Source organism: Deltaproteobacteria bacterium PRO3, from assembly GCA_030263375.1.
In the GTDB taxonomy this organism is placed as follows: Bacteria; UBA10199; UBA10199; order DSSB01; family DSSB01; genus DSSB01.
The window spans coordinates 1-24,326 of the sequence record SZOV01000007.1 but is presented as its reverse complement, the minus strand read 5'-3'; the positions used below and the strand labels follow the sequence as shown (position 1 = coordinate 24,326).

Genomic DNA, 24,326 nt, shown 5'->3' with positions numbered 1-24,326 from the left:
CTTAGGCACTTAAGCACTTCGACACTTCTTTAGGGCCTCCATCACGGCCTTCGCCTTGTTGTTCGACTCGAGGTACTCTAGCTCAGGACGGGAGTCGAGGACAATGCCTCCCCCCGACTGGAACCACACCTTGCCCCGCGCGAAGGCCATGCTGCGTATGGTGATCGCGGTGTCCATGTTGCCCTGGAAGTCGAAATACCCGACCGCGCCGCCGTAAGGCCCGCGTCGCCCGACCTCGAGCTCCTCGATGATTTCCATGGCGCGGATCTTCGGCGCCCCCGAGAGCGTGCCGGCCGGGAAGGTCGCTCGCAGCACGTCGATCGCGTCGAAGCGCGGGTCCAGCTCGCCCTCGACGTTGGAGACCAGGTGCATGACGTGGGAGTATTTCTCCACCGCCATCAGCTCGGTGACCTTGACGCTGCCCCGCTTCGCCACGCGCCCCACGTCGTTGCGGCCCAGGTCGACCAGCATGATGTGCTCGGCGACCTCCTTGGGATCGGCGAGCATCTCTTTCTCCATCCGAATTTCGTCGGCGGCATCGCGGCCGCGGCGCCGCGTCCCGGCGATGGGCCGCACCGTGACCTTCGAGCCCTCCAGCCGCACCATCACCTCGGGCGAGGAACCGGTCAGCCCCTGCCCGTCCATCTCGAGGTGGAAGAGATAAGGCGAGGGATTGAGCTTGCGCAGCTCGCGGTAGACGCGGAAGGGCGGCACCTTGCAGGCCGCCTCCCAACGCTGGGAGAGGACGACCTGGAAGATATCGCCCGCCCGGATGTACTCCTTGGCCCGCTCGACCATCGCGTGGAAGGCCGCCTCGGGGGTGTTGCTCTTCGGCTTGCCCGGCGCGACGCGCGAAGGCTTCTCCTTCGGCAGGGCGCGTTTCAGGCGCGCGGAGATCGCCCGCAGGCGCCGCTCGGCCTGCTCGTAGGCCTTTTTCACGGTATTCTTCCCGCCCAGGTGGGCCATCACCACCACCTTCAGCTCGTGCTGGACGTTGTCGAAGGCGATCAGCGAATCTTGCAGCATCAGCTGGCTGTCGTAGAGCGGCAGGCCCCGCTTCTTCCGGTCGGGCAGCCGCTCCATAAACCGCACCATGTCGTAGCCCAGGTAACCGACGAAGCCGCCGGCGAAGCGCGGCAGGCCCTCGACGTGGACCGGCGAAAAGCCCTTCAGGGTCTCGCGGATCGCCTCGAGGGGATTGCCCTGCAGCCGGTCGACGCGCTTGCCGCGCAGGATCTCGATCCTGTCGTCCTGCGAGCGCAGCACCAGGTGCGGCTCGGAGCCCAGGAAGGAATAGCGCCCCCACTTCTCCCCGCCCTCCATCGACTCGAGGAGAAATCGATAGGGCCCCTCGGTCATCTTGAGGAAGGCGGAGACCGGCGTCTCGGTGTCCGCGTTGAGGGTGGCCGTCAGCGGGACCAGGTTGCCCCCCTCGGCCAGGCGCTTGAATTCTTTGAAGGAAAGCGAGGACATCCCTTGGGGTTAGCACAGGGCTGGGACGGCGGTCAAAGTCATTAGATTCAGAGTCTGGCGCAAACTGCGACTTGGCCCAAGCACCCGTGGTTTTCAAGGGCTTAAAACGGCCTAATTTTTCGGTTTGGCGAAGGGCCCTTTGCGCTTAAGATGGGTCTTCGAGCCCATGGAAGACCTCATCCCCAGTTTCGCGCAATGGATCCAATGGATCGGCTTGGCTATCGACGGTCTAGGCGTCGCCATCATCGTGGTGGGCGCCCTGTTTTCCTTGGCGGCCTTCCTCCGTTCGGGGCGGGCCAAGGGCCTGGACGATGCCTACAAACGCCTGCGGGAAAACCTCGGGCGCACCATCCTGTTAGGTCTGGAATTTCTCGTCGCCGGCGACATCATCCGCACCGTCGCCGTCTCCCCCACCTACAAATCCGTGGGGCTGCTCAGCATCATCATCTTGATCCGCTTGTTCCTCAGCATGCAGCTCGAGGTCGAGATCAACGGCAGCTTCCCCTGGAGCCGTAACCGCCGCGAAAACCCCTAAACGCTCAACGCCCCTTCAGGGCGTCTTCGACGATCTTGGCGATCTCGGTGTTGTCGATGAAGCCCCGCACCCGCTCGGCATAGCGCGCGGGCCCCATCGCCATCGCCTGGACCGGCGTGGAGGTGTGGGTGCCGGCGGCCCAGACCGCGTTGTTCTGCGTGGCCACCTCGCGACCCATCAGGTCGGGGTGAATCGAGGAATGGACGTAGAACTCGGGGAAATCCTCCGGCTCGGCGTCCTTGGCCCCCGGCTTGCGGACGAGGACGGCCTTGGCCTGGTCCGGCGTCAGCTCGTAGGCGGTATGCGCCTTCATCGCGGCCATCAGGTCTTGGACGGCCATGTCCAGCGTATAGGGCAATGTGTCCGGCTTGACCTCTTTCGGGTACAGTCGCTTGGTGATCGGCTCGAGGATGGCGCGGAAGGACTTCTTCTGCTTCATCAGCAGGTCGAAGCGGTCGAAGGGCGCGAAGTCGTAGGGTTTCTGGTAGTGGAGACCCGAAGGCAGCGTCTGCTCAATCCCCGGGGATTTCTGGTAGGCGAAGCCGAAGCCGCCGGTCTCGTGGTCGGCGGTGACGATCAACAAGGTGTCCGGGTGCTTTTCGACGTATTCCATCGCGACCCGAATGGCCGCGTCGAAATCGAGGGTCTCCTGCAGCATGGTCCCGGCGTCGTTGTCGTGACCGGCGTAATCGATCAGCCCGCCCTCGACCATCAGGAAAAAGCCGTTTTTCTTTTTTTCCAAAATCTCCAGGGACTTCTTCGTCAGGGTCTCGAGGTTGGGAATCGTCGCGATCGCGTTCCGTTCCTGGACCATCGGAAAGACCGAGGCGCTGAACAGGCCCAGGACCTTGCTGTGCTCGGCGATCTCCAGGCCCGCCAGCTGCTCGGCGGTGCAGACGAAGGTCATGCCCTTGGCGCTGGCCGCGGCGATCAGGTCCTTTTGGTCGCCGCGCTTGCTGAGGCCGTCGATCGCGGGGTCCATGCCGACGCACTCCGGTAGATCCGAGGCCTTCATCGGGGTCTGCGTCTTCTCGAAGCGGTACTTCGGGATCAGGTTGGCGATCCCGCCGCTCAGCAGCACCTCGATGTCGTGTTTTTCGATCATGTCCTCGGCGATCTCGTTCTCCATGTCGCGGAAGACCTGGTGGGCCGCGAAGCTGCCGGGCGTAGCGTGCGTGATGCGCGTGGTGGAGACGAGGCCGGTCGCCTTCCCCAACTTCTCGGCCTTCTCGAGGACCGTCTCGCAGGGATAGCCGTTGACGTCGATCCCGACCGCCTCGTTCAAGACCTTCTGCCCGCAGGCCATCGCCGTCGCCGCGGCCGCCGAATCGGTGACGATATCGCCGTAGGCCGAGGTGCGCACGAGGCCGTTGGGGTGGTTTTTCAGGAGCTTCTCGAGGGCCAGCTCGGGGTCTTCCGGCTTGCGGAGTTGCCGGTACAGAACAGCCTGGGAGACCTGTTGGACGCCCATGCCGTCGCCGATCATCAAGATGACGCTCTTGACTGCAGGGCGTTCGGGGGCCGCGTGGGTGTCCGGGACCGCCTCGGCAAAGGGCGCGGCGGGGGCCGTGCCGGCCGCCTTGGGCGCGGGGTTCATCTGCCGGGCGCAGACGATGCCCCAAAGGATCAAGGCGAAGACGAGCGGACTGATCTTGCGAAAGGGATGCGACGGAATCGATTCGGACATGGGCCAACCTCGCGGCGAATACCCCCACCCCCGCGCCCTCTATATGCCGGAGAGGGCTGGATCAAGCGAATATCCGCCATTTTCGAAAAATTTTGGAAGAACGGCGCGGGCGACGACTAAAACTTGGTCTGGAGGCGCAGCCGCCATTTTTGGGCGGTTTGCACGCCGTCCTTGGTGTTGGTCGGAAGGACGGAGTAATCGGTCTGCATCTTCAAGTACTGGCCGAGGATGAAGTAGTTCAACCCCGCCTGGAACTCGCCCTTGTCGTTTTGGATGCCTTCCAGGAAGACCATCGAGGCGCGGGCGGCCAGCTCGAGCTTTTTCTTCAGGACGAAATAACCGGCCTGGGCATAGTAGCCGTAGTCATTGGTGGTGGTCAAAGTCGTGTCGCCGGGCTTGCTGTTGCGGTAGAAGAATTCGCCCTGCAGGGCGAGCCCCTTCCACTTAAGCCCCGTCTCGGCGCCGAACTGGGTGACCTTGTCGTTGGTCAGATCCGAGACGAAGTAGTTGCCCGAGGAGCCGAAGTACAGCGCAGGGTCCTCGGTGTAGGCGTAGTCGCCCTCCTCGTAGCCGGCCTGGCCGCGGATGTTGTAGACCGCGCGGCCCGTGTAGACCATGTGGTTGTTGATGTTGAGACTGTTGGTCCCGCTGCCGTTGAAGATACCGACCTGGTACTCGAGTTTCTTGTCGAAGGGCTTGCCGTGGATCATGAGACCAACGTCGCGACCGTTGCGGATCCGCTTGTCGGGGACCCCGTCCTTATCGGAGTCGGTGTCGTGGAAGATCAAAAATTCGTTGGAGGCCAATGAGCGGTCGACGAATTCCTGCGCCGAGCTGGAGATCTGGTGCTGCCGGATCCAGGGCATGGTGAACTGGCCGAAGCGTACCTCGAGGGCCTCGTAGAACTTGTAGTTCATGTAGGCGTCGAGCAGGAGCTCGTCCTTGAACTTCACGAGGTCGATCTGGAATTTATAGGTGAGGTTCTTTCCGGCCAGGTTTCCCGCCCACGAAAGCCGGGCGCGGCGCACGCGGAAGCCGATGTTGTTCTTCCCCTCTTCACGGTCGTACTCGAGGTGGAATTGCGCATAGCCGCTGAAGACGATCTTGTACTTGCCGTCGGGGCTCTGGATGAAGAAGCCCTTGTCGTAGCCCGCGGTCTTCGGCTCTTTCGGTGCCTCGGCCTTGACCTCGGGAGCGGGCGCCGGCGCGGGGGCCGGGGCCTCGGTCTTCTTATCGGCCTTCAGGGTCTTCTGTCCCACGACCGACTGCTTGGCGGTCTTGGGGGTCTCGGGGACGGGCGCCGTCAGGCGCTCGGCCGAAGACGCGGAGGGCTCCTCGACCTTGAATCCCACGACCGAGTCCTTCGCCTGCGCCGCCGTGGCGGCGAGGCAGCTTCCGATGATCATGAGCCCCAGAATTTTGCGTCGCAACATAGACCCGTCTCCTTTTCCAAGCGGCCTAATCCTTTTTGGGTTTGACGAATATTCGACGGGTGGAAGAAAAAATTGCGAACTTTGTCGGTGACATTGGGGTGAACTCCTCCCCGCGACCGCCGCTTTTCATTTCATGAAATTTCCGTTTTTGCGCGCCCCTGGAGACCTCACCAAAGCCCTCATTAAAAACATTAATATATTCATATAGTTAAATATATAGTCCCTTGTACTTTCCCTGGCATCTCCCCTGCAATTCTCCAGGGCACGGGAGGCCAGACGCCTCCCCCAAGGAGATCGTCGTGAGCCAAAGCCTGCCCAAAAACACCCTCTATTTAGACCGTTACTTTCCTGTACAAGAGCCTGCCGGCCACCCGCCGTCCGAAAGCTCCTACCTCCCCGAGGAATACGCGGGCTTCGACGCCGAGTACCTGGAGGAGGCGGATTTCGGCATGGGGACCGATGCGGAAGCGGAGGCAGCCGCGGAAGCGGAATTCGGCGAAGAGATCCCGGCGGGCCCCAGCCCCGAGCAGGCGAAAGAGATCGAGTGGCTGGAGAAAAACGGGGAGAAGCTGGCGGAGGCCTACCAAGAGGCCCAAGGGCAATTCGAGGATTTGCAGGACGGGCTCCAAGACCTGGCGCCGGAGGATAAGGCGAAACGCCTGCGCGACATCGAGGACGCCCTTACCGAGATCGAGAGCGACCTCAAGAGCTACCGCGATCACGAGCAAGCCTTGCAAAACAGCGGCTTGGAGGCGGGCGCCGAAATGCCGGAGACCGAGGTCGACAGCGAGGAGCTCGGCGAGGGCCTCGAGGATTTGAAGGAGGGACTGGAGGCGGAGATCCAGAAGGCGGAGCAGGCGGCGGTGGAGGCCGAAGAGCAGGCTGCCAAGGCCGAGGCGCAGGCGGAGGACAACGAAAGGACGAAAGACCAGCTGCTCGACGCCCTGGGTTACCTCAACGGCTCCAAGGGAGAGCGTTACTTCACCGCCAAGGTCTGGGGAAAGAAGCACATCAAGGATTACCACGAGGACGTCACGGAATTCGCGAGCCGCATCATCTCCGAGATGGCGGAGGCCGCGGTCTCCGGCGATTGGGAGGCCGGCGTCGCGGCCTCGATCGACTCCCTGTCCGGCGGCAGCGCGGACAACGCGCTCGCCTTGGTCTACGTGGTCTTGGAGAAGCAGAATCCCGAACTCTTCGAGAAAATCCCCTCGAAAATCCTCGAGGCGATGTCGGACGCGATCCGCCGGGGCAACAGCCCGGGCGACAAGAATATCTATTACATCAATCAAGACGGAAAATACGACGGCCCCAAGGACGACCGCCGTCGCAAGGACATGCACCACGAGAATATCTCTTATGCCGAGGCGGCCGAGCGCCTGCAGGCCTACGCCGAGGCCAAACGCCAGGCCGAGGAGGCCGAGGCCGAGAACTCCCCCGCCGAGGCGGATTCCGACGAGGGCGGTGACGAAGCCGGCCTTTGATCTTAAACCGGGCTTTCGATTAGGATAGGGCCATGCGCCTCTTCGTCGCCCTGGACTTCCCCCTAAGCCTGCGCAAGGCCCTGGCCCCGCTCTTCCGGGAAAAGATCCCCGGCGCCAAGTGGACCTCCCCCGAGCAACTGCACCTCACCCTGCGCTTTTTGGGGGAATGCCCGGACGAGACCTTCGAGGCCCTGCGCTCCGGCCTCCGGGAGATCGCCGCCCCGTCCTTCCCCCTGGCCCTGCAAGGCGTCGGCACCTTCCCCAATCCGCAAAGACCCCGCGTGCTCTGGGCGGGCCTCGAGGCCGGTCCCGAGCTCTACGCCTTGCAAAATCAGGTCGAGGCACTCGCGCAGGCCCTCGGCCTTCCGCCCGAGACCAAGGCCTTCTCGCCCCATCTCACCTTGGCGCGCTTGAAATTCCCCGCGCCGGCCGAGACCGCCCGCTTCTTGATGAAGTTCCACGGACTGCGCAGCCCGGCCTTCCAGGTCGAGGAGTTTCACTTGTACTCGAGCCGGCTTTCCCCTAAAGCTGCGGAGCACCGCAAGGAGGCCAGCTTCCCCTTGCGCCAGGGGTCGTCGTCATGAAGTCCTTCCGCAAAGAGATCTGGATGAACGTCCCGACCCGCCGGGCCTTCGTCAACATCACCCCGCAGGTCGAGGCCGCGCTGCGCGAGAGCGGGATCCGCGAGGGCCTGCTCTTGGTCAACGCCATGCATATCAGCGCCTCGGTCTTCGTCAACGACGACGAGACGGGGCTGCACCACGACTTTGAGGTATTTCTGGAAAGACTGGCGCCGCACGCGCCCGTCTCGCAGTACCGCCACAACGACACCGGCGAGGACAACGCCGACGCCCACATCAAGCGCCAGATCATGGGCCGCGAGGTGGTCTGCGCGGTAACGGAGGGACGCCTCGACTTCGGTCCCTGGGAGCAGATCTTTTATGGAGAATTCGACGGGCGCCGCAAGAAGCGGGTCTTGGTCAAGATCCTCGGCGAATAAGCGACGCCCCTGGCGCCGCCGCCTCGCCGCATTGGCGCTCCTGATCGCCGCCGTCTTGGCCTACCAGGCCTGGCGCACCGTCTCTTACGCCGAGTCCCTGATGCCGCCCCCTGCCGCCGACATCGCCATCGTCCTGGGCGCCCGCAGCGCGGGCCCGGAGCCCCTGCCCTTCTTCCGGGAGCGCATCGAGTACGCGATCCGCCTCTATCAGGAAGGCAAGGTGCGCAAGCTCCTCTTCACGGGCGCGCCCGGCGAGCCGCCCCAGGCGATCGTCGCCCGCGACTACGCCCTGGCGCGCGGGGTGCCCGAGGACGCGATGCTCCTCGAGACGCGCTCGCGGATCACGATCGAAAACCTGCGCTACGCGAAGGAGCTGCTGCCCAATCCGGGCGATTTCGTCCTGATCGTCAGCGACCCCCTGCACCTGCGGCGGGCGATGCGGATGGCGCAGGACGTGGGCTTGAACGCGATCCCCGCGGCGGTGCCCGAGACGCGCGTACGAGGTTTCTGGAGCCGCGCGAAGATGACGCTGCGGGAGTCGGGGGCCTACGTGAAGTATTGGATTTTGCGCAGGCTGTAGGGGCGAACCTTGTGTTCGCCCCTACGATCTCCGCCCCAAAAAATACAGGCCCGCATAGACCTTCGGGTCCACCCGGCAACCCTCCCGCCGCTTGGCCTCCAGCCAGGCCTCGACCTCTCCCGCCGGCACCTCGTGCACGAGGATCGTCTCCGTCGCGTCGCCCCCGCCCTCCCCCACCCGCTTCAGGTCGCGGGCGAGGAAGATCGTGATCGCCTCGGGGCTTAGGCCCGCGGAGGGCGGCCCCTCCGACAGAAATTCCAAAACCCCCGCCTCGTAGCCCGTCTCTTCCAAGAGTTCGCGCCGGGCCGCGGTAGCCAGGTCTTCGCCATGCCCCGCGCCGTCGCCCACCAAGCCCGCGGGAAACTCGATCACCGGGGCGCCGACCGGGATGCGGTACTGCTCGACCAGCAGGACCTTCCCCTCGGGGGTCCTCGCCACCAGCATCACCACGCCGGTGCAATTCACCCGCTCCACCCACTCCCAGCCTTGGCCCTCCTTCAATTGAAGGAAACGGCCTCGGTACAATACGCCGGCATCGCTCATGATTTTTCCTTGGTTAGCGTTGGCCCGCGGACTATATAGCCCGCGATGTTTCTCGACAGCTTATCGCACGGATGCAAAATGCTCGTCCACCCCTCGGTCGCCCTCGCCACGCTGCTGTGGATGACCGCGCAGATCCTCTACCTGCGACTGATCCGCTGGTCCACCGGGCAAAAGGAGATGGACGAGGCCTTCTCGGCGGGCTGCCTGACCCAAATTGTCGGGGTCCTCTTTCAGGCCCTGGCCTTGGGCCTGCTCTTGCTGTGGACCCTGCCCGTCCTGTTGGGCCTCGAGCCCCGCGCCTCCTGGGCCGCCGTCGAGGGCTTCGCGATGCTGGCGACCCGCGCCGGCCTCATCGCCGCCCTCGCCATCGCCCTGCTCTCCTTCCTGCCCTGGCTCGGAAATTTCCTAGCCGGCTCTCCGGGGCTAGAGGTCCTAGTCGGCGGCGGCATCCTGTTTCGCCTGCTCTCCCATCCCTACCTCGAGGCGCGGCTCGGCCGCAAAATCCCCGCCGAAGCCCTCTATCCGGGCCTCTGGGAAAGCCTCGGCTATTTGGCCCTCGCCTTCCTCGCCGGGCGCCTGCTGATGCTGGCCACGCTCAAGCTGCGTCCGGCCGCCGGGCAGCCGCCCAACGCCTTCACCCGCCTCTGGGGCCCCAGCCTTGATACGCTGGTCGGGATTGTGGTTCTATATATGTACGCCCAGTCCGTCGCCTTGCGCCTGCATCCGGGGCCCTGAGGTCCGCGATGACCGTCCAGGACTTGATCGAAAACTACAAGCGCTCCCACACGCATCCCTTCAACCACGCGATGCATGCGATCGGGATCCCGATGATCCTCGTCAGCCTTGCTTGGATTTTCTTCGATTGGAAGGTCGGACTGATCCTGTTCGGCGTAGGCTGGGCCTTCCAATTCCTCGGCCATGCGGTGGAAGGCAAGCCGCCCGCCTTCTTCTCCAACCCCGCCTATCTCTTGATCGGGCCGATCTGGCTGGCCAAGAAGCTAGGCGGCCTCTTCTCCAAGCCCAAGCCCGCGGACACCGATTGGAAAGCCCGAGGCTAATCCCGAGAAATTCCTTCAAAATTATCGCGTTCTGGCGTAGAGCAGGCGACTGCTTCCAGAGGAGCCTATGAAACACACGGTCAACCCCAAATCCAGCGCCACCACCCGCGGCATCCAGGTCGACGTCGAGAGCGAGTTCGATCCCGAGCGCAGCGATCCCGGCAACGGCTATTATTTCTTCGTCTACCACGTGAAGATCCGCAACCACGGCGACTCCGCGGCCCAGCTGATCAGCCGGCACTGGATCATCACCGACGGCGACGGCCAAGTGGAAGAGGTGCAGGGCCCCGGCGTGGTCGGCGAACAGCCGCGCCTCGAGCCCGGGGAGTCCTTCGAGTACTCCAGCGCCTGTCCCTTGAAGACCCCTACCGGCAACATGCGGGGCACCTACCAAATGGTCTCCGAGACCGGCGAAAAATTCGACGCCGAGATCGCCCGCTTCGAGCTGGCGCCCGGATACACGCTGCACTGAATCGTGCTAAAATGATTTTATGGTGAAAATCGACCTGCAATACCAAGGCGATCTTCGAGTCGCGGCCGAACATGCCCCCTCCGGCACGCGGCTGCACACCGACGCCCCGGTCGATAACCAGGGCAAGGGCGAGAGCTTCTCTCCCACCGACTTGGTGGCGACGGGGCTGGGCTCCTGCATGGCGACGATCATGGGCATCGTCTCGCGCAAGCACGGCATCGACTTGAAGGGAATGGAGATCCGCGTCGAGAAGATCATGTCGCAGGAGGGGCCACGGCGCATCGCCGCGCTTGAGGTCGATTTCCAAATCCCCCTTAGGCCCGACGACGAGAAGGTCCGCTTGCTGGAAGAGGCCGCCCATACCTGCCCGGTCGCGCTCTCGATCCACCCCGACATCCAAGTGCGGACCCGCTTCCGCTGGGGAAACGACGCGCCGTCCGAGCGAGGTTGAGCGAAGGCGGGATTTTCCTGGTAAAAATAGGCCCGTCGCTGCGCCGGCTATCGGCCGCGCAGGCGCAACGCGCGCCACTCCGCCTCTTCCATTTGACGCTCGAGGGCGCAGGGCCGGAAGGCCCGCAAGACCTCCGCGAGCTCGCCGGACAAGATCCCCGACAGCACGATCCGCCCTCCCGGCTTCAAGCGCGCTAAGATCGCGTCTCCCAGCGCGATCAAAGTGGGACTGAGGATGTTCGCGACGATGACGTCGTAGCGCCCTTCCGTCTCGCCCGGCTCGGCCGCGAGGGCGATGCCGGCCGTCCCGTTGAGGCGGAAATTCTCCGCGGCGTTCTCCCGCGCCTCCGGCAGGATCTCCACGGCCGTCACCGCCGCGGCGCCGAGCTTTTGCGCCAGGATGGAGAGGATGCCGGTCCCGGCGCCCAGGTCCAGGAAGGAAGCGCCCCTCAGGTCGATCTCTCCGAGCAATGCCGCCGCCAACCGCGTCGTGGGATGGGCCCCGCTGCCGAAGGCGGGGCCGCCGCGCAGCAGGATCTCCCGCCCGAGCAAGGAAACGGAGACCGGCTCGGCGCCGGAATCCCTTGCCGCCGGTAGGCGGATGCGCGTCTCGCCCTCCCAGCGCAGGGCCGGGGCGTGGCGCTCCAGGTCGCGGCGCAGCTCGGCCAGCGGATAATCCGCGTCAAAGTAAGCGCGGGCGGCGAGGCGCCCAGCCTCGGGGGAGAATTCCAGGCCCAGGCAGGGGTGCCGATAAATCCGGCCCCGCACCTCGCCCTCGATTTCGGGCGCAAGATGCAACCGAACGATACAGTAGTCGCGCATCGGGAGAGCGAAACACGGAAGAAAGGGGATCTCAAGTCGTTTTCAGGAAACCAACTGATTTTGTTCCCAAACCCTATTCGGCATCGAAACGCAGGATCTCGATAATATTGGCGACGCCGTCCGCCTCTTCTCTTAGGCCCATGCGGCGATAGGTGAGCTCGAGACCGCGTAGGGCGTCGATGTCCTCCGGGACGGCGCTGTTGATCCGACGAAAGGCCACCTCGGCCTCGCCGTATTGTTTGGCCTGGAAGCGCTCCCAGGCCCGCATCCGGAGATTGGTCAGGCCGCTCACCTCGGTCGGATGCAGGGCATGGGCCCGCCGGTAGTGCTCGAGGGTGGCGCCGAAATCGCCCTGTCGCTGGGCGGCCTGCGCGAGAAAGAGATCCGCGCGGGGGCTCCGCGGCAGGATGTCCCGCGCGCGCAGAAAAGTCTGGCGGGCCGTGGCCAAGTCTCCTCCCTCGAGCAAATCCTTTCCGAGATTGAGCAGGTGCAGGCCCATCAAGGCGTGAGCCCCCAGCGGCTTCGCCTCCGGCTCGATGGCGCGGTGGCGGTAAGGCATCGCCGAGGCGACGCCGAAATCCAAGATGCTCTCGATGGCCGCGCCTTCCCGTCCCAAGAGGTAGACGTGGCGCGGCAGCAGCCCGATTTGCAAGGCCCTCCCGGTCTGCGCGGCCAAGTGGGCGAAGAGCAGGGAAAGCGTGACGCAGTTGCCGTCGCCGTGGAGCAGCAGGTGCGAGAGGTAGCGGCCGTTGGGATTGTTTTCGTCGACCCGGTTGAAGCCGCGCTCGCGGAGAAAACTCCGGACCAAGGAGAGATCCAAATAGTAGTCCGCAAGCTCCGGATTGTCGCGCACCCGGTTCTTGATCCGGATCTCGCCGTTCTTCATCGCGGAGACGTCCGAGATGCCGATGGAGCGCAGCCGCTGTTGAAGTTGCAGAAAGCCCGCCATCCCCTTGGGCACCAGCTCGTTCTGCCAATTACGGAACAGCTCCCAGCGGGTCGCGATGGGGCTGCGCTCGCGCCCCTCGGCCAGGTAGCTCCAAAAATCCCGCTCCAAATCCCTCAAAACCTCCCGGGCCCGGGCGACCTCCTCGGCCTTCAGGCCGGGACGCAGGCCTTCGGCCTCGAGGGCCAAGGCCAAGTGGGCCATTTGCCCACGCTCGTGAAGCCCTTTCAACAGACGGTCGACGCCGGAGGCGGGGCTCTCGCGGAAGTCCCGCAGCATGGCCTCGCCCTCTTGTTCCGGCGGCCGCTCGCCGACCCGCGAAGCCATGGGCTCGGGCGCGACGCGGCGACCGCGAGGGGAGCGGGCGCGCTCCGGCTTCAGCTCGGACATGGCGAGGATCCAGCCGCCGGGCGGCGTCAGGTCCCCACCCTCGGCCAGGGCCGGACGCGGTCCGAGGCCTTCCAGACTCAAGGTGGCGCCCAAAGCGGGACGGTTTCGCAATTCGGTCATCCGCGAACGGACTTCCAGCTCGCGGATCGAGGCCGCGTAGCGCGGCCCCAGCGCCGAGGCGGCGAGCCGCCCGCCGACGTGGAATTGCAGCAGGGTCGCGAAGGAGTCGAAGAGCCGCGAGGCCGGATCGCCCGCGGGGCGCCAGCCGAGCCTCTCCTCGATCAGGTGGTCGGCGTAGACGCCGCCCAGCATGCCGGCCTGGGCGAAGAGCGGACGCGAGACCCGCGTGAAAGGCGCGAGCCGCGCGGCCTCCGCGCCGAAGGGCGCGATGCCGTGGACGCGATGGAAGAGCGCGTTGGAGGCCGCCCCGCCGGCCTTGAGCAGACCGAGCATTAAGGCCGTGGAGGCCAACTCGCGGGTCAGGGTGGCGCGGTCCCAGGCGAGCGGCGTCTCGGAGCTCGCCGCGTGCAGGGCCCGGGTCGTCATCCAGAAGGCCGGGACCTCCGCCGCCCAGGCGGCGGTGCCCGCGCTAAACGAGGCACCGGCGCCGCGCGTGAAAAAATTGGCCGTGCGCGCCGACGCCAGGCGCGACAAGACGCCCAGGCGCACCGCGCCGGCGACCAGGCTGCCGACGCCCATGCCGGCGATCATCGCGGGATCGGCGGCCTGCCGCGCGAAGCCGCGGGAGAGATGCTCGAAGCGCGCGCCGAAGGCGCCCTCCCCGCGCAGCGCCCGGGCCTCGGTTTCGGCTCGGGCGCGGGTAGCCGCGTCGATCCGAGTCCCGAGGGGGCCCGAGGTCCGGGAGAGAAAGTCGTAGAGCAGGATCGCCGTACCCGGCTCGCCGGAGCGGGCGGCGCTGCCCGCCATGGCGCTGAGCGCCTCGCCGAACAAGGCGGGATCGGATTCCTCGGAGAGGGCCAGAAACTCCTCGACCCGGGCGCCGAGGCGCCGCCGGAGCGCCGCCTGCTGGGCGAGGTCCAACTGCGAAAAGGCGGCGCGCAAAGACAGATCGCGGCCCTCCAGGCAGGGACGCGCCCAGTGGCGCAGGGCGGAGGCGGTGTTGTCGAGGTTCGGGTCGGGGTGCTCCGCGGCGAGCGTTTGCAAAATTCCGGCTAAGGCCCGAGAGGCCGAAAAGCCGGTCTCGGGCGACGCCGCGCGGCGGAGGCTCCCTACCCGGAGCGCTGGGGACGTCATGAGAAAATTCCCTATATTTCCAAGGTTTATCGCATAGAAACGCAAATAGTTGTGAGGGAATATTCCACGGGGGTTTTTGCACAACTTTTCACTGGCCTCACCGAGAAGAGTGGCTGTAATTCCTTATCTGAACGGCTTGGGGGATCGACAACCATTGGCTTAATGGAAGAGGGGCACATGACCTTAAGCCGGCTCGCAACGGTGTCGACGGATGCAGGTGCATCCTTCGACCGGAAACAACCCAAGCTTCACCGGGACCCCCTCGGCAAGACCCTGCTCAACGTCCTGCTGGGCGGCGAAGCGGCCCGTGCCGACTTCGAGACTCGCCTCTCCCCCGCCGCGCGCGGCGCCTGGGAGGCCCTCGCCACCGAATCCAATCCGGACCTATTCTTCGAGGGCCTAATATCCTTGGCTCAAGGCCTGCAAGAGCGACAACCTCAGGAGGCGGCTCGACTCTATGCAGTGACCGCGGAGTTCCTGTCGGAATCCCGAGGAAGCCTGAAAGGCTTTGGAGACAAGGCCCGAGCGCATTTGCAGGCCGTGAGCGGCCGGGGCGGCTTGGGCCCGCGCGCCGAGCTCTTGCTCTCCAGGCTGATTCACGAGGCCACCGACCCCGCCGCCCTCTTCGCCATGGGCCTGGGTACCCAGGCCTTCCGCTGGGGCCGGGTTTGGACGGCCCTGCGCCTCGGAAAATGCGGTGTGGCGACCCGGGCCGTCGCCAACGGCGCCGGCTTCTTTCTCGAAACGGCGGCCTTCACCCTGGGCTACAAAGGCGCGGCGACCGCCCTCGGCCGGTCGCAGGATTTCGCCCCGGGCACCCTGGCCAGGGACTGGGCCTCTAACGCCCTCTTCCTCGGCCCCCTCAAGGCCATGGGAGCGGCGAGCCGCTGGGGACTCAGCCATACCCTCGGACGGCCCCGACTGGCCGCACTGACCCAAGAGCTCGGCATCCATGGCCTGCTCGCCGCCGCCTTGCCGCAGGGCGGGATGCTTTCGGGCATCCTGATCGCACAGGAATTGCAACAGCGCTTCGGGCTGCGCGAGGCGCAGGACACCTCGGCGCGCTTCGCCGATGCCTTTGCCACCTTGCTGCAGCTCCACGCCGGAAACGGTTTGTTCGCCGCCGCCTTGGGGCCCGGATTTCAACGCAGTCAAGCGGAGGCCGACGGGGCCTATCGGAGTTGGCGCGGGCCCGGGGGAGGATCCAAGGCCGCGCAAGAGAGCATCTTCGATGCCTACTCCGGGGACGACGCTCCCACGCTTCCCTATTCCCGCCCCGCCTACGCGGGGGGGAGGCCCTACCGAGATGCGCCGGAACGCCCCCAAGTCTTGATGATGGCGGGCGAGAATACCGGCGGACCCAAGCACCGCTGGACCGTCGAGGATTTCGAGAATCTCGGCAAGTTCCGGTTCGGTCTCAACGTCATCGAGTCCGAAGCCATCGCCTCGACTATCCATCCCGACCAACGGCACATGATGCTCTTCTCCCGTCTTCTGCAGAAGGTCGAATTTCCCGACCGCGAGACACGGACCCACGCCTTTTGCCGACTGGGACACATCATGAAGCATTCCAACGAAGGGGGCGAGGCCGGAGGCTACGTCAATTGGCTGACGCGCAAGGTCTTCAACAGCTACCTCGAGAGACAACCGGTGTCGCAAGCCTCGGCGCTGCTTCAATTCCTGGTCGAGGGCGGCCGGCTGCACGACTACGAAAAGCTGCTCGCCGATTCCGTACCGCCGGCCCGCTTGGCCATGGTGCCGCCCTGGATCCTCGAGTCGCAACGCGCAAAGTACCCTTCCTACCAGCGCATTCGTCAACTGAAGATACCCGACGAGGCCAAGCGAATCCTCTTCCGTTGGGTCTACACCCAAGCCAAGGCGAAACAATCCGAGCCGCATTTCCTTCCCGAGGATTCGTTTATCGACCGCATCGGAGAGGCGCTGTTTTTTCCGGGTTACGGCGAACTGATCGGCCGGGCGCTGCGAGTGGCGGAGGCGAGCCCCCTTCCCTTCTATCGCCTGCAGCGGCTTTACGGCATCCTGAAAAAAACCGACGCCCTCACCGGCTCAAAACTGATGGAACTGGGGGATCCCAACTTTCAGTTGGTGGGGAGCAAGGTCCCGAAGCTGCCGGTGCCGATTCTTTGGAAAAACCGCCCCTCACAATTCAACGCCTATTTGGGAGAGGAAGCGCCCTTGGATCTCTTGGCGGAGCTTCAGCATCGCATGCCGGCCCTGCTCGATCCCAAGCAGGCCGAGGCGCGCAGGGCGGCGCGGATGAAACTTTTCGAGTCGATCGAGGCGGCCCATTCCCGGCTGAATCTGGAAGATCCCGCCTTTTGGGCCTACGCCTTCAAGCTATTGGGCGACGCCTATTCGCGGCGCATTGCAGCGGACATCGAGGCGGGAAAGTTCGAACTGCGGGTGCTCGAAGTCCCTGAATTCGTCCGTCGTTGCCGGGAGATGGACCTGGAGGATGCGGTCGACGACAACGCTTTTTTCCTGCACAGCGGGGTCACCGGCGGCAAGCCGCTTATGATGATAAAGAAAGTCGCGATCGATCATTACTCCTTCCAAGTTCGGGGCGACCCAATTTTCGCCGCCTTGGGCAAGATCGTTCACGAATATCAGCACTTTCTGGATATCGACCCAGCCCAAAACCGCACCCAACCGGTGGTCTACGTGCAGGAAATGCGCGCCCACCTCCGCGAGGCCCTCTGGCGCGCCCAATACGGCGACACCACGAAGCTCGCCTCCTTCCACCGAGACGGCAACAGCGGACTCGCCCTGCACTGGCGGGACAAGTTCGAGTCGCTCTACGGACACCATTTTAAGCGGGATTGAAGGTCACCTCGACGCCGCCCATGAAGATCTTGTCGCCGGGGCGGATGGGGAAGATCGACTTCATCATGTCGGCCTTGCCGCGGGAGGACCATACCATCTTGCCGTCGCGCCACACCTGCGTGCCGTTGGAGGAGACGGAATCTTCGATGAAGGTGGTTCCGTCCGCGCGGAAGATGCGCACGTGCTTGCCCGAGACCCCCTCCGTTCCATTTTCTCCCATGAAGGCCTCCCGCCCGAGAAGCACCTGGGTCTGGTTGGGATCCATGCGATAGACCCACTTGCCTTCGGTTCCGGAAAGCCCTTGGACTTGGCTTTGCACCACTTTGGGGGTCTGCGGAGGCGGCGGAGGGACCTTCGGCGAAGGCGGGAGCACGTTCGGGGAAGGCGGAGGGACGGGTGTCCCCGGAGCCTTCGGCAACTCGGGATTCGGCAGGCCCCGCGAGGCGCGGTAGTCGCGGATCGGCTTCAGCATATGGAGCGCCGGCGTGATATCGACATACTGCCCGTTGAAATCCGGCCGGTACTCCGCGGGCAGCTTGTAGCTCTGCTCGGCGTACTCCAAGGGCTTCGAGGTGATGATCCCGGAATCGATGACCTCGTCGTAGACGCCGTAAGAATTCACCTTGGAATCCGTGTAGCGAATCGACTTCACCCAGGTGCGCCCCTGGGCGTCCTCGGCCATGGTCCAGACCACCGGGCGTTTTCGGCCGCTGCCTTTCTCGACGAGATAGCCGCCCTGAAATTCGCGACAGGTGATCTTGCCCAAAAGCGTGTGCGTCTCCGTGTAGGTCTTAGCGGGGCCTTGGGCGAAGTCGGGAATGAAGCCCTCCGGATAGGTCAGGTTGGCTAACTTGGGGACGATCGTCGGATCGCTGGCGCCTGAATAAACCCCGGCCTTGAAGGCCGATCCTGGCTGAAGCGCTCCGATATTCGTCATGCCGACATTGGAGGGAAACATCACTTCCTTGCCGAACCCCGCCAACATGGTGCCCTGAGCGTCCTGATTGAGCAGCGGGCTGCCGACGTCGATGTATTTGTCGAACTCCGCGTCGGTCATCCGGACCTTGGTGACCCCGCCGGCCGCCTCTTCCAGCTTTTGGAAATGCGCGGCAAGCTCGGGGATGGGCTGGGTCTCTTGGGTATAGTGCTTCCCCACGCCCTTCGCGTATCTCCCTCCTAAAATGTAAGGCGAGGCCCTCCATCCGCCGTCCGAATTGGATTTGTAGAAAAAGCGCCGTTTCAGGACGGTCTGCCCGTTTTCCTTCACGGGCACCAAGGCCAAGACATGGGGCCGGACATCGCCACGCTCGTCGACCGTCTCGATGACGCGGCTTAAGTAAAAAGTCTGGTCCCCGACGGTGACCTTGGTGACGGGACGCAGAGTGGGGTCGTGCAGGATCTCTTTGACGTGCGGGCGTTTGTTCAATCTATCCAGGCCCGCCAGCTCGTCCTGGGTGAGCAGGTTTTCCGGCGGAAGGGACTTGAAGTCGATGTCGTTCTCCGGCTTGATCGCCTCGACCTTGGGTGCCTTTTTCGCGCCGGGCGGCAAAGGCGGCGGCTTCAGGCGAACCCCCGACTCCTTCACGCCTCCTTCGGGTCCCGGTTTAACCGGATCCGAGCCCCCGGCCTTGGGGTCGTGGAAGTAGACGTGCACCGTGGCGTTGTCCGCCTTGTAGTGATCCACGACCTTCTCGCCCGGTTCCGGCGTCAGGGTTTTATAGATATTCCCCTTGTTATCGACATAAGCGATTTCGCCGTCCGACCGCACGATCGGGAGCCGCTTGCCCGGGGGAAGCTCGGCCATGGCGTCCTCGAGGTCCGCCATGCGCTCGAGGGTGCCGTCCATGATGCGGTCCGAGGCCTCCTTCGCCGACTTCGATTCATGGGCGAGCTTCGCCAGGTCGGCGGTGGCGTTCGCGTCGCCGACGCCGTCGGAGAACATGACGATCTTATCGCCGGGCTCGAGGCGGAACTTCTGCACGATCGGCTTGGGATCGCCGCTGGTGCCCAGCCCGCCGCTGACGATGTTCGCATAGGGGTGCGCGCGGATTTCCATCTCCATCCGCTCCGGGTCCTTCCCATATTTTTGAATCGCGTCGTAGAAGGGACGAAGCTTCGGGTAAAAGTTCATGTAGGCCTCGACGGCATCGCCTTTCAACTCGCCCGACATGACCTTCTTGTAGAAATCGTGCAGAAGGGATTGATCCGCGGTGCGATGTTTGACCTTGCCATCCTTGCCGACGACGATGGCGCCCGCATCACCGACGTGGGCCAGGTAGACGTCGTGGCTGCCGTCGGGGTTCTTGACGACCAGGTGAACCACGCCGACCGCGCCGGGCTTCTCGTCTTTCGACGCTTGACGGTAAACGTCCGAGGCCTTCACCGCCCGGTCGCCCTCGAGCAAGGCCTTGGTCAGCAACTCCTCGGGGGGCATCTTGCCCTGATTCTCGGAGATATACTTGGCAATGGCCTCACCGGAGATGCGGCTGGCGGCGTCCCCGCCCTTGTGTCCGCCCATGCCGTCCAGGACGACGGCGAAGTTGTCGCCCTGCACCACGGCGTCCTCGTTCTTCTCTTTGTAGCCGATGCCCTCGTGGGTCTTGCCGGCGGAGGTGCCGTAGACCTCCGTCGCCTCTTTCTTGCCGACTTCCCCGCGCCTCGGGGCGCCGGGGGCGTTGTCGGCCCAGACGCCCTGAATCTCGCCGGGCGCGCCGGGCTTCGGCTTGGGCGCCGCGATCTCCGCGCCGGGCATCGCGATTTTCAGGCCCCTCGGGCTGCCTTCCACCAACCTTCCCTGGGCGTCCAATTTCAAGCCGAGGCGCGCGGCCTCCTGCGGGGTGACGCTGAAGCTGACGGTCTTGACCGGCGAATCGGGGCGAAGGTCCGGCCGAATTTCCACGACCATGAAGAGCTTGCCTCCGGAGTTTCCGGGCAGGGGCTCCAAGCGCGTCACGCTGCCGATCAACTTGCCCGGCACCAAGCCTTCGGTGACGGGAGCGCCCTCGAGTTGGTAGGCCTGCCCGGCGCCGTCCTTGAGGTCCACCGGCCCGCGTCGCGCCGGCAGGGGCGGCGGTTGGGGACGCGCTCGCGTCTGGACAACGGGATTGGGATTGGCGTCCGCCGCGAGGGCCACGGGCTGGGGCAGAATTTCGCCGAAGGAGAGATAGGGCTCCTTGGGTCCCGGCTGAAGCGTCCCGTCCGGGCGCAGTTTGATATTCAAGGCGGCGGCCTCGGCGGGAGTCATCTCGAGGGTGATGCTCCCCTCTTCGGCCCCCATGCCGCGTCGGGTGCGCACATCAAATCGGACCTTGCCTTGCGGGTCGTTCGGCACGCGCGAGGCGGAGGCGATGCGGCCGAGGTACTGCGTCCCCATCTCCGTCCAACCCTGCTGCCAGGGGCTGACGGTAAAGGAACGCCCGCCCAAATCGATCACGGGACCGCCATGCGGACCGGCCTGCAGGACCGCGGCATTGCTGGGAGCCGCCGGCGGCGGAGGCACGGGAGGGGCCTGCGGGGCCGCTTGAGCCGGCTCCCTCAACTGGAAGGTGGCGCCGTTGATGACGAAGTATTCCCCGTCTTTAATGGGATAGTATTTCGGCATGCGGCCGCCCATCACGTAGACCCCGTTGGTGCTGACCTTGGACGCGTCGCCCATCGGCCCGTCGACCAAGTACCACTTTCCGTCGGCCTGGTTGCGCACGATGGTGGCGTGGACGCCGGAGACGTTCGAGTCGGTGAATTGCAGATCGCCCTGCCCCCTCCCGATGACGAAGGGAGAGCCGTCCGCCTTAGGGACGACGGTGCGGGCCTCGCCCACCGGGAGCTTGCCCGAGACGGCGACCGGCAAGGCACCGCCGGAGGCCGCGGTCGGCGCGTAGCCCTGCACGCTGCCGTCCGGCATCTGGTATCGGATCCAGGCGTCCGCCGGCGCCTTGAAAGGCACCACGCTGTCCCCGACTTGGAAGAGGTCGCCGTCCTTGACGGGCTTCCAGTAGCGCCGCGCCACCGGATCCGCCTGGGCCGCGTAAAAATCCATCGAAGGCTTTCCTTCGAAGACGTACCACTGCCCCTTCGGTCCGCGTTGGAAGGTCAACAGAGGGGGGCTGACCTGCCCCATGTATTGGTTGACGACCGGCCGGCCTTGCGGATCGGCCATGACTTGGAAGTAGGTCGTTCCCGCGCTCACCTCCAGCGGCGGATGGTTCGCGACGACGGAGCCGCCGCGCGGACCGGCATCGGCCGCGACGCCGACGTTCGCCGGGCTTCCGACGGCATACTGCTTGACCACGATGCCGTGGTTGGGCACCTCGACGACCTGAGTGCCCTTGGCGTCGAATTTGACGCCCAGACGTTGGGCCTCCGCCTTGCTCAAATATACCTTGGTATTCGCCGTGACGGCCCCGCTGGAGGGATCGGTGACGCGGTAGACCAGCTCGACCCCGTCGCCGTGGACCTTGGACCCCTCTTTCGAGAAAGTCCCCACGAAGCCGTCGACCACCCGGCCTCCCTGATAGTCCCGCGTCTCTAGGGGACGTATCGCCGTGACGACACCGTTGTGCTCCAGGCGCACTGGGTTGTCCCGAGTGGCGGGAGATAGATCGACGGAGGGCTTGGAGGACGAGAGGAATCTCCGGACCACGGGGATGGCCAAGAGGGTGCCGATCCCGACGATCATCGCGATCTCGACCGGGCCGATATTGGGTCCCGCGCGCATCACGCCGTCGGCGGCGCGGGCGGTCTCGGGAGCGACCAGGGCGAGGAGTCCCATCAGCAGGCCCGTGCCGGTGGCCCAGGTGCCGGTATTGCTGTCGCGTCCCGAGCCCTTGGGACCCTGGCTGTCGGGTCCCTTCTCGACGTAAAGGGGGCGTACGAAACCAGCGACGTCCTTGTCGGAGAGATTTTTTCCGTATTCCAGCGGGCCGCGGAGGGCCCCATCGAGGAGGTTCAGCCGTTCCAGCGCCTCGAGATATTCGGGACTGTCCTTTTCGCCCTTCAAGATCGTCTCGCGATCGGCCTTCAGCTGGGCGGCCAGCTCGGGTTCGCTGGCTTCCAGCCGCTTTTCGATGGCGGCTAAGGGTTCGAGCGCTTTATTGGGATCCGCGTCCTTGGCGCCGAGACGGGCGGTAAGACTCTCCGGATCGGAATTATGCGCGGCCTTCCGGACCTCGGTACCCGTATCCGATTTCGCCTTGGGACGGAAGGGAATGACGTCAGCGCCCTTCCCTTCCTTGGCGCCGGGCGCGGGACCCGCGGATTTGTCGTAGACCTCTTGCGAGGCCTTGGCGAATTCGGCGAAACCGGCCTCGCTCATGAAGACCACCGGCTGTCGGAAGCGCGGATCGCCGTGATTCAGCGCAAGGACGTCGCCCAACCTTTCAATCGCGGCCTTAAACTGAGGGGAATCCATGGGCTCGGTCATGAGGGCCTTGTAGTCGGCGTCGAATTTTTCCAATAGGGCTTGGTGCCCGCCCTCGACGAGGCGCTCGCGGATCATGTTGATCTCGCCGTCCAGGTCCATGTTTTTCAGGCCCGGGCGACCCACCGGCTCGGGGAAAATACGCTCGTAGAGGCCGGTGAGGTAGGCGGCCTTGCGGTTGATCCCCTCGGCATCCGGCGCCTTGGGGGCCTTGGGAATTTGCAAGACCTGCCCGCCGCCGGGTTCGCCCTCGGAATATTTCTTCATTAAGGAGACCATATCGTCGAGACCCTTCTGGATCTCGCCCCGATTGGGGACGTCCGCCGGCAGCTCCGGCGGCTTCGGCATCTCGGGAAGCTTCTCGCCGGGCTCGCGGTGCGTGACCTGCGCCAAGTAGTCGGAGGCCTCCTGGCGGAATTTCTTGATGGGATCCAAGACCTCGGCCGGAAGGTCCTTGTTTTTATAGACCAGCTTGTGCTCGATCTCGCCCCACTCGTGCATGGCCTCGGTCTTGATCTGGATCTCCACCGGCTTGCCGTTGACCTCGACCACGATGTGCAGGGCACGATAACCGCTGGCCGGGTGGCCGTCGACGAGGCGATGGATGCCGTCTTGGTCCAACTTGGCGTCGATCCAGACCACCCCGTCCTCTTCCTTGATTCCCTTGGACTTCATCTCCGCGGGCGTCATGAGGTCGGCCTCCATCGAGCCGTCCTTCATGTAGGCCTCGCGGATCTTGTACTTCTCTTGGATCCGGGCGATGACCGCCTCGGCGTCGGCGTTGCTGCGCACCACGATGCGGGTACCCGCCACGTCCGTAAGGGGGGCCATGTCCTGCCAGCCGCGGCGGACCAATTTTGGGGCTATGTCGTCGGCGGCCTTCATCCGTCCCTTGGGCGGAAATTCCTGGCTGACGCCCAAGACGGGATCTTTGCCGATCTCCGTGAGGAACCCCATCACGTCTTCGTAAGCGGCCTTATGGTCTTCGACCATCTTCTCGGCGATGGCCTTTTGCCGCGCGCGGTATTCCGTCAACGTGATCTTGCCCGCCTGAAGATCCCGGGCCGCTTCGGCGAAGGGCGTGTCGCCGGCCGCGAGGTGATCGACTTCGGTCTTGAGCTCACCGGTGGTCTCTTCCGGCTTGGAACCCTTGGGACGCACGCCCGAAGGGGTCAGGGCCTGCTTGTCGCCGGCTTGAGCCTTGCCCGGACGGACCGTCTCCTTTTCGGCCGGAGTCAGCTCTTTGGGCGCGGCGGCGCCGGGGCGCACGGTCTCCTTGAACTCCGCGGCCATCTTGTCGCTGGCGGCGGTGAAGGCCTCTTCGGGCTTCTTGCCCTCCTTGAGCGCGGCCTCGAAATGGCCGCGGGCCTGCTCGGCCAATTGCGCGGCCTCTTCCTTGTTGCGGCCGGCGCGCAGCGCTCGGTCGTAGATCTCGGATTCGAGGCGCTGTCCGGTCTGCTGCACCATCGGATCGATCTTGGGACCCTTGGGCTCGACGCGCGGACATTCCTTCAGGACGCGGTCGACCAACAGCATCTTGGCGGCCTTCATGAAATTGGCGTCGCCGTCCAGGCCGTACTCCTTGGCGAAGGCCTCGACGACAGCCTCACGGTTCGTCTTGAACTTGGCCTCGACCGCCGGGTCGCCGCCGCTGGGCAGACCGGCCGCGTCTTGGCTGAGGATCTTGCCCAGGTCCATCTTGAACTTTTCCCGTTTGGCGGGATCGACCTTGGCCTCGAAGCCCTTGGCGAGTTTCAGACCGTAGCCGCGCTGCCGCTCCATGAAGCCCGTCAGCTTGGGATCGGCGGGCGCACCTTGCTTCGGCGCCTCGCCGAAGCGGAGCTCGGTCTCGCGCAGGTTGTCGACGACCAGGCGCGCGAGCAGCTTCATGAAGGCGGGATTCTTGTCCATGCCGTAGCGCTCGGCCAAGGCCTTGGCT

The 24,326-nt window shown here is 64.7% G+C and carries 17 protein-coding genes; 10 read left to right on the top strand and 7 right to left on the bottom strand.

Annotated elements, in window-relative coordinates:
- Window positions 1–9: 9 nt before the first annotated feature.
- Entirely contained in the window at window positions 10–1,473 is a 1,464-nt protein-coding gene (gene trpE, locus FBR05_02475; protein ID MDL1871051.1) for an anthranilate synthase component I, read from the bottom strand.
- 166 nt (window positions 1,474–1,639) lie between these two features.
- On the opposite strand from trpE, the gene FBR05_02470 reads away from it, so the two are divergent.
- Window positions 1,640–2,008, top strand: a complete 369-nt coding sequence (locus FBR05_02470; protein MDL1871050.1) for a DUF1622 domain-containing protein — start codon at window positions 1,640–1,642, stop codon at window positions 2,006–2,008.
- A 4-nt stretch (window positions 2,009–2,012) separates the two neighbouring features.
- Here FBR05_02470 and FBR05_02465 read toward each other — a convergent pair whose 3' ends face one another.
- On the bottom strand, window positions 2,013–3,695 hold the full coding sequence (locus tag FBR05_02465) for a hypothetical protein (GenBank protein ID MDL1871049.1): 1,683 nt from the start codon (window positions 3,693–3,695) through the stop codon (window positions 2,013–2,015).
- Between the two features lie 116 nt (window positions 3,696–3,811).
- Window positions 3,812–5,128, bottom strand: a complete 1,317-nt coding sequence (locus tag FBR05_02460) for a hypothetical protein (GenBank protein MDL1871048.1) — start codon at window positions 5,126–5,128, stop codon at window positions 3,812–3,814.
- Between the two features lie 299 nt (window positions 5,129–5,427).
- Between FBR05_02460 and FBR05_02455 the strand changes: the two genes are divergently transcribed.
- Genes FBR05_02455 through FBR05_02440 form a run of 4 tightly spaced genes read left to right on the top strand, consistent with a single transcriptional unit; the run spans window position 5,428 to window position 8,192 of the window.
- Entirely contained in the window at window positions 5,428–6,612 is a 1,185-nt protein-coding gene (locus FBR05_02455; protein ID MDL1871047.1) for a hypothetical protein, read from the top strand.
- A gap of 32 nt (window positions 6,613–6,644) precedes the next feature.
- Window positions 6,645–7,196, top strand: a complete 552-nt coding sequence (gene thpR, locus FBR05_02450) for an RNA 2',3'-cyclic phosphodiesterase (GenBank protein ID MDL1871046.1) — start codon at window positions 6,645–6,647, stop codon at window positions 7,194–7,196.
- Window positions 7,193–7,612 (top strand): YjbQ family protein, encoded by a 420-nt coding sequence (locus FBR05_02445; protein ID MDL1871045.1) that lies wholly within the window; start codon window positions 7,193–7,195, stop codon window positions 7,610–7,612. Before thpR ends, FBR05_02445 begins: the two co-directional genes overlap by 4 nt.
- Window positions 7,554–8,192 carry a YdcF family protein gene (locus tag FBR05_02440; protein MDL1871044.1) on the top strand — a complete coding sequence of 213 codons (639 nt, stop codon included), beginning with the start codon at window positions 7,554–7,556 and terminating at the stop codon, window positions 8,190–8,192. The genes FBR05_02445 and FBR05_02440 overlap by 59 nt, the downstream gene beginning before the upstream one ends.
- Window positions 8,193–8,213: 21 nt before the next feature.
- Here FBR05_02440 and FBR05_02435 read toward each other — a convergent pair whose 3' ends face one another.
- A complete protein-coding gene (locus FBR05_02435; GenBank protein MDL1871043.1) occupies window positions 8,214–8,735 on the bottom strand; it encodes an NUDIX hydrolase in 522 nt (173 codons plus the stop codon).
- A gap of 78 nt (window positions 8,736–8,813) precedes the next feature.
- Here FBR05_02435 and FBR05_02430 point away from each other — a divergent pair, with 78 nt between their 5' ends.
- The 4 genes from FBR05_02430 (at window position 8,814) to FBR05_02415 (ending at window position 10,716) form a co-directional block, all read left to right on the top strand.
- The gene (locus FBR05_02430; GenBank protein ID MDL1871042.1) at window positions 8,814–9,470 is read left to right on the top strand and encodes a hypothetical protein; all 657 of its coding nucleotides are present in this window, start codon (window positions 8,814–8,816) and stop codon (window positions 9,468–9,470) included.
- Window positions 9,471–9,478: 8 nt separating this feature from the next.
- The gene (locus FBR05_02425; GenBank protein ID MDL1871041.1) at window positions 9,479–9,793 is read left to right on the top strand and encodes a DUF962 domain-containing protein; all 315 of its coding nucleotides are present in this window, start codon (window positions 9,479–9,481) and stop codon (window positions 9,791–9,793) included.
- Between the two features lie 67 nt (window positions 9,794–9,860).
- Window positions 9,861–10,265: a Co2+/Mg2+ efflux protein ApaG gene (gene apaG, locus FBR05_02420; protein MDL1871040.1), complete on the top strand. Its 405-nt coding sequence runs from the start codon at window positions 9,861–9,863 to the stop codon at window positions 10,263–10,265.
- A 19-nt stretch (window positions 10,266–10,284) separates the two neighbouring features.
- Complete coding sequence (locus FBR05_02415; GenBank protein ID MDL1871039.1) at window positions 10,285–10,716, top strand: OsmC family protein; 432 nt, start codon at window positions 10,285–10,287, stop codon at window positions 10,714–10,716.
- Window positions 10,717–10,763: 47 nt separating this feature from the next.
- Here the strand turns inward: FBR05_02415 and FBR05_02410 are convergent, their stop codons facing one another.
- The gene (locus FBR05_02410; GenBank protein MDL1871038.1) at window positions 10,764–11,537 is read right to left on the bottom strand and encodes a methyltransferase domain-containing protein; all 774 of its coding nucleotides are present in this window, start codon (window positions 11,535–11,537) and stop codon (window positions 10,764–10,766) included.
- Between the two features lie 73 nt (window positions 11,538–11,610).
- Entirely contained in the window at window positions 11,611–14,127 is a 2,517-nt protein-coding gene (locus FBR05_02405; GenBank protein ID MDL1871037.1) for a hypothetical protein, read from the bottom strand.
- A gap of 177 nt (window positions 14,128–14,304) precedes the next feature.
- Between FBR05_02405 and FBR05_02400 the strand changes: the two genes are divergently transcribed.
- Window positions 14,305–16,971, top strand: a complete 2,667-nt coding sequence (locus FBR05_02400; GenBank protein MDL1871036.1) for a hypothetical protein — start codon at window positions 14,305–14,307, stop codon at window positions 16,969–16,971.
- On the opposite strand, the gene FBR05_02395 is transcribed toward FBR05_02400, so the two are convergent.
- Window positions 16,958–24,326, bottom strand: a 7,369-nt coding sequence (locus FBR05_02395) for an FHA domain-containing protein (protein MDL1871035.1), incomplete at its 5' end; no start/stop codon positions are given. The two genes, FBR05_02400 and FBR05_02395, sit on opposite strands and share 14 nt — an antisense overlap.

Coding starts and splice junctions, on each gene's coding strand:
- trpE (MDL1871051.1), bottom strand. CDS start 1,473: ATGTCCTCGCTTTCCTTCAAAGAATTCAAGCGCCTGGCCGAGGGGGGC.
- FBR05_02470 (MDL1871050.1), top strand. CDS start 1,640: ATGGAAGACCTCATCCCCAGTTTCGCGCAATGGATCCAATGGATCGGC.
- FBR05_02465 (MDL1871049.1), bottom strand. CDS start 3,695: ATGTCCGAATCGATTCCGTCGCATCCCTTTCGCAAGATCAGTCCGCTC.
- FBR05_02460 (MDL1871048.1), bottom strand. CDS start 5,128: ATGTTGCGACGCAAAATTCTGGGGCTCATGATCATCGGAAGCTGCCTC.
- thpR (MDL1871046.1), top strand. CDS start 6,645: ATGCGCCTCTTCGTCGCCCTGGACTTCCCCCTAAGCCTGCGCAAGGCC.
- FBR05_02445 (MDL1871045.1), top strand. CDS start 7,193: ATGAAGTCCTTCCGCAAAGAGATCTGGATGAACGTCCCGACCCGCCGG.
- FBR05_02440 (MDL1871044.1), top strand. CDS start 7,554: ATGGAGAATTCGACGGGCGCCGCAAGAAGCGGGTCTTGGTCAAGATCC.
- FBR05_02435 (MDL1871043.1), bottom strand. CDS start 8,735: ATGAGCGATGCCGGCGTATTGTACCGAGGCCGTTTCCTTCAATTGAAG.
- FBR05_02430 (MDL1871042.1), top strand. CDS start 8,814: ATGCTCGTCCACCCCTCGGTCGCCCTCGCCACGCTGCTGTGGATGACC.
- FBR05_02425 (MDL1871041.1), top strand. CDS start 9,479: ATGACCGTCCAGGACTTGATCGAAAACTACAAGCGCTCCCACACGCAT.
- apaG (MDL1871040.1), top strand. CDS start 9,861: ATGAAACACACGGTCAACCCCAAATCCAGCGCCACCACCCGCGGCATC.
- FBR05_02415 (MDL1871039.1), top strand. CDS start 10,285: ATGGTGAAAATCGACCTGCAATACCAAGGCGATCTTCGAGTCGCGGCC.
- FBR05_02410 (MDL1871038.1), bottom strand. CDS start 11,537: ATGCGCGACTACTGTATCGTTCGGTTGCATCTTGCGCCCGAAATCGAG.
- FBR05_02405 (MDL1871037.1), bottom strand. CDS start 14,127: ATGACGTCCCCAGCGCTCCGGGTAGGGAGCCTCCGCCGCGCGGCGTCG.
- FBR05_02400 (MDL1871036.1), top strand. CDS start 14,305: ATGACCTTAAGCCGGCTCGCAACGGTGTCGACGGATGCAGGTGCATCC.